Origin of the sequence: Streptomyces maremycinicus (genome assembly GCF_001184025.1) — a bacterium.
In the GTDB taxonomy this organism is placed as follows: domain Bacteria; phylum Actinomycetota; class Actinomycetes; order Streptomycetales; family Streptomycetaceae; genus Streptomyces; species Streptomyces maremycinicus.
In genome coordinates this window covers 1-5,274 of record NZ_BBYG01000027.1, presented here as the reverse complement: position 1 = coordinate 5,274, position 5,274 = coordinate 1, and the positions used below count along the sequence as shown (strand labels likewise).

Below are 5,274 nucleotides of genomic sequence, written 5' to 3'. Positions count from 1 at the left end.
GCCAGGTGGGGGTGTGGGGGGGAGTGTTTTTCATTTTGGGGGGATTGGGGGGTTGGTGATCGGGGTGCCGGTGGGGGAGCCGGAGGCGGTGTTGAAGGTGGTGCAGGGGGATGTGGAGCGGGTGTTGGAGGAACGGGCGCGGGCTGCGGGGGTGGGGGTGTGGCGGGGGTATCGGGTGTGTGGGGTGTGGCAGGGGCCGGGTGGGGTGCGGGTGAGTGCGCGGGGTGCGGGTGGGGTGCGGGTGTTCGGTGGCGAGTTCGTGGTGGGGGCGGACGGTGCGCGCAGTGTGGTGCGGGAGTTGGCGGGGTTTGCTTCGCGGACGTATCCGGCGACGGTGTCGGCGATGGCGGGGGATGTGCGGTTGGGGCCGGTGGGGGCTTTGCGGCCGGGGTGGCACCGCACGGAGCGGGGCTGGATCCTGGCCCGTGATGTGGGGGGTTCGGTGATGCGGTTGCGGACGTTGAACTGTGCGGGTCCGCATCCGGCCCGTCATACGCCGTTGGGGGTGGAGGAGTTGCGGCGGGAGGTGTCGTTCATCGCGGGGCGGGAGTTCACGATGCGGGCGCCGCGGTGGCTGAGCCGGTTCAGTGATTTCTCCCGGCTGGCCGCTTCGTACCGTGAAGGGCGGGTTCTGCTGGCGGGGGACGCGGCGCATGTGCATTTCCCGATCGGGGGGCAGGGGTTGAGTGCGGGGCTGCTGGATGCGCTGGATCTGGGGTGGAAGCTGGCGTTCACGCTGGCGGGGACGGCGGGTGAGGATCTGCTGGACAGTTACGGGGCGGAGCGCCGGCCGGCTGCGCAGCGGGTCATCGACAACACGCGGGCGCAGTTGGCGTTGATGCGGCCCGATCCGGGGCTGGAGCCGCTGCGGGAGCTGTTCGGTGAGCTGATGGCGCGGGGTGGTGCGGAGGGTGCGGTCCTGGCGTCGATGGTCAGTGCCCAGGACACGGTGCTGCCCGCGCGCGGTGCGTGGTCTTCGCCGTGGGAGGGGCGGTTCGTGCCGAACGTGGTGCTGGAGACCGCGCGGGGCCGTACGGAGGTGACGGCGCTGCTGGGTGCGGGCCGGCCGCTGCTGCTGCTTTTCGGTGAGCGGGCGGCCCGCTTCGCGCGCGAGGCCCGGCCGTGGGCGGGGCTGGTGCGGGTGGTGCGGGCCGCGCCGGTGCCCGTGCTGGACTGCGAGGCGCTGCTGGTGCGCCCGGACGGTTATGCCGGCTGGGCGTCCGGCGGCGGCGAACTGGCCGGCGCCCTGCGCGCGTTCTTCGGCCCCGCCGCCCCCGCCGGGAACCCTCCCGCCCGCCCGGCCGCCGGGGACACACCGGATGGGAACCCGGCCGCCGGGGACACGCCGGACGGGAGTACGCCCGTCCGCCCGGCCGCCGGGGACACACCGGATGGGAACCCGGCCGCCGGGAGCACGCCGGACGGGAGCATGCCGGCCGGGAATACGTCCGCTGTGGGCGCGTCTGCCGGGAGCACGTCTGGCGTGGGCGCGCCGGCCGGGGGCGGGTCTGCCGGGAGCACGTCTGCTGTGGGTGCGTCGGTCGGGGAGGCGGAGGCCGGTACCGCGGCAGCGGGTGCGTCGGCCGGGGACCCGTCGGCGATGGTGGGTGGGGCCGGGCAGGCGTCGGCGATGGTGGGTGGGGACGTGTCGGGGACGGCGTCTGCTGTGCTGGAACCGTCTCCCGTGCGGGACGCCGACCCGTCGGCGACGGTGGCCGGGGGCGCGCCGGTGGCAGCGTCCCGCGTGCCGGATGCGTCGGCGGTGGCGGATGCGTCGGCGGTGGTGGGGGAGCCGGGTGGTCAGGGCTGTTTCCCGGACCCGCAGGCGGCGTCGGCTGGGGGTGGGGGTGCTGACGGGCCGGTGGGGGGTGGGCTCTGAAAGGGGGGGGTGTGGGTGTGGTGGGTTCAGCTGACGGGTTCGGGGTGGGGGGTGGTGGTGCGCAGGTCCTCGAGTTCGGCGTGGACGTGGGCTCCTCTGCCTTCGGTGATGTCGACGGCGGCCAGGACCGAGGGGACGACGATGCTGGGCAGTACGTGGCGCAGCAGGGCGGTGACCCGGTGGGGGAGGTCCTGGTAGTTGGACATGGCCTGGGACATGGCCTGTACGCCGGCGAACGCTCCGACCAGGACGTCGGCGGTCTCGGCGGGCACGATGTGCGGCATCAGCTCGCCCTGGGCCTGTGCCTGCTGGAGCAGGGCGATCCCGACGTCGCTCCAGCGCAGGAACGGGCCGCTGCGGTCCAGTCCCTGGGCCTGCTGGTCGAGTGCGAGGCGGACCCCGGCGCGGACCAGGGGGTCGGTGCGCAGCCGGTAGGCGTGCAGGACGACGGTGTCCACCAACTGCTGGATCTTGCAGGCGCGCAGCGGGATGGGCAGGTCGTGGTCCTGTTCGTGGATGACGCCTTCGGCCAGGTCCTCCTTGGAGGGGAAGTGGAAGTACAGGGCGCCCTTGGTGACCCCGGCGGTCAGGAGGATCTCGCTGATCGTCGCGGCCTGGTAGCCGCGTTCCTCGAAGACCTTGGCCGCGGCCGTCAGGATCGTCTGCCGGGTGCGGATCGCCCGGTCCTGCTTCACCAATTCCCGGCCTCCTTCTCGTCGGTGAGCCCGGAGACCCAATAAAAAACCGTCCAGTTCGTACATTACAGGGGGTGTGTTTCGCACAGCACCCCTGGATGTACTGGATTCAATGAAACCGCGTGAAGATCGCGGAGGGAGCGGGGAGGACCGGCGTGCCGGACGACAGGGCACCGCAGGCACACCGCCTGCCGCAGGCACACCGCCTGCCGCAGGCACGGCAGGCGCAGCGCCTGGGGCAGGCACCGCAGGCGCAGCGCCCGCGGCAGGCACCGCAGGCGCAGCGCCTCGGGCAGGCACGGCAGGTGTCGCAGGTGCGGCCGGCGCGGCTGGTGCCGGGCAGGCGGCTGGTGCTGCGGGCGGCAGGGGAGCCGCAGGAGCCTTGGGCGGCACGGGAGTTGTGTTCGCCAGAGGCGTCCCGGGGGCCACGGGCTGCGGGGGCGCCCCGGGGGCTGCGGGCTGCGGGGGAGTCCGGGGCTGCGGGGGCGCTCCGGGGGCTGCGGGTTGCGGGGGCGCTTCGGGGGCTGCGGGCTGTGGAGGAGTCCGGGGCTGCGGGGGCGCTTCGGGGGCTGCGGGCTGTGGAGGAGTCCGGGGCTGCGGGGGCGCTTCGGGGGCTGCGGGTTGCGGGGGAGTCCGGGGTTGCGGGGGAGTCTGGGGTTGCGGGGGCGCTGCGGGGGGCCAGCCTGTCCCCGTGCTTGTACTTGTTCCGCTTCGGCGGGTTCGACGTTGTGGGTTCTTCCCCGGTAGCCCTCGTCATGGCCGGGCTGGACGGAGTCGGACAGTTCCGTGTGGGGGCGTCCGGTGTCGTGCGGGGTGCGGGGGTGCGCGGGGGGCTGCGGGGTGGGGGGTGGTGGGGGTGATTCTGGTGACGGGGGCCACCGGGACGGTGGGAGGGGAAGTGGTGCGCCGGCTGCCCGTGGGGGTGCGGGTGCGGCTGATGGCCAGAGACCCCGCGAAGGTCACGGGCGTGCCTGCGGGGGCCGAGACGGTCGCGGGTGACTACGGCGACCGGGGGTCGCTGGAGCGGGCCCTGGCGGGGGTGGACACCGCGTTCTTGGTGACCACCCGTCCCGGCGGCGGTGAGGACGCCGCGTTCCTGGCCGCCGCGCGCGGGGCGGGTGTGCGCCGGGTGGTGAAACTGTCCGCGGCGGCGGTCCTGGACGCGGGAGCCGACGATCTCGTCACCGGCTGGCAGCGCGCGGCCGAGGAACAGCTGCGCGCCAGCGGCCTTCAGTGGACGCTGCTGCGTCCGCGCGCGTTCATGTCCAACACCCTGGGCTGGGCGGCCCGCGTGCGTGCCGAGCGCACCGTGCGCGTCCTGTACCCGCACGCGCCCAACGCGTGCGTCGATCCCCGCGACGTCGCGGAGACGGCCGTGCGGGTCCTGACCGAGGAGGGGCACGCCGGGCGCGCCTACACCCTGACCGGGCCGCGGGCGCTCACCGCCGCCGGGCAGTGCGAGGAACTGGGCCGGCTCCTGGGGATCCCCCTGCGCCTGGTGGAACTGAGCCCCGAGCAGGCCCTCGCCGCCTGGGCCGCACGCTATCCGCGCCCGGTCGCCGAGGCGCTCCTGCACAGCGCCGAGCGGCAGCGGGCGGGCGCCAAGGCCCAGGTCGACGACACCGTCCGTGCGGTGACGGGCCGTGCGCCGGGCTCCTTCTCCCAGTGGGCCGCAGACCACCTCGACGCCTTCGCCCCCGCCGCACAGCCCCCCGCCGCGCCCCCCGCGGGCCACCTTGAGCCCCCGGCCCGGCCGGACAGCCCCAGCCCCCACCCCGGTCCCAGCCCCCACCCCGGTCCCAGCCCCCACCCCGGCCCCGGTCCCGGTCCCGGCCCCGGCCCCGGTCCCGGCCCCGGGGCCGGTCCCGGTCCCGGCCCTGGTTTCGGTCCCGGTCCTGGTTCCGGTTCAGGCCGCACGGCATGACCCGGCCCCGGCCGCCCGCACGACCCGTCCGCCGCATTGCAGGACCGTCCCGCGGGACATCACCTGCCGCAGCGCCACCCGCTGGGAGTGCCGCCCGCCGCAGGGTCACTCGCTGGAGTGCCGCCCGCCGCAGTGTCACTCGCTGGAGTGCCGCCCGCCGCAGCGGCGTCCGCGGGGACGCAGCCCGCGGGGACGCAGTCTGCCGGGTCGCTTTCTCGCGGGGTGCTGTCCGGGCTGCCTTCTGCCGGGGCCGTGCCTGCCGGGGCACGGTTCCACGCGGCGTCGTGCGCGGGGGCGGCGCACCTTCGGGGGTTGCCGCCCGCCGTAGGACCGTCCCGTGGGGGAGGGGCTGCCGCAGGGCCGCCTGCTGGAGTGCCGGCTTGCCGGACGCCGGCTGAGGGGAGCTCATTTCCCGGCGTGTTTCCTGCCGGGTTGCCGTCCTGCGATGGCTGTGTGTGCCGGGGTGCCGTGCTGCGCGGCATCCTGTGCGCGGCATCCTGCGCGGGGACGGTGTTCCCCGGGGTGCTGCTGCCTGCCGGAGGGCTGCCTGGCGGAGCATCGTCCCTCCACCGGCGCTTCTCGCCGTCCTGCCGTCCTGCCGTCTTGTGGGGGTGCCGCCTGCGTGGAGTGCCGCCCCCGGAAGCCCGTCTGGCGGACCATCATGCTCCGGGGGGCTTCTCCCCGCTCCGCCGCCTCGCAGGGGGATTGCCTGTCCGGAGCCGTGTCCCCGGGCCGCGACCTGACGGACGTCACCGCTCTGCGGGGCATGCGTGGTT

General features: G+C 75.1%; 3 protein-coding genes. 2 read left to right on the top strand and 1 reads right to left on the bottom strand.

Annotation, left to right across the window (positions count from 1 at the left end):
- Positions 1 to 55: 55 nt before the first annotated feature.
- Positions 56 to 1,879, top strand: a complete 1,824-nt coding sequence (locus AOQ37_RS41915) for an FAD-dependent monooxygenase (RefSeq protein WP_267888031.1) — start codon at positions 56 to 58, stop codon at positions 1,877 to 1,879.
- Between the two features lie 26 nt (positions 1,880 to 1,905).
- On the opposite strand, the gene AOQ37_RS36605 is transcribed toward AOQ37_RS41915, so the two are convergent.
- Positions 1,906 to 2,577: a ScbR family autoregulator-binding transcription factor gene (locus AOQ37_RS36605; RefSeq protein ID WP_062651269.1), complete on the bottom strand. Its 672-nt coding sequence runs from the start codon at positions 2,575 to 2,577 to the stop codon at positions 1,906 to 1,908.
- Positions 2,578 to 3,424: 847 nt separating this feature from the next.
- Between AOQ37_RS36605 and AOQ37_RS36595 the strand changes: the two genes are divergently transcribed.
- A complete protein-coding gene (locus AOQ37_RS36595; protein ID WP_306305228.1) occupies positions 3,425 to 4,498 on the top strand; it encodes an NAD(P)H-binding protein in 1,074 nt (357 codons plus the stop codon).
- Positions 4,499 to 5,274 lie beyond the last annotated feature (776 nt).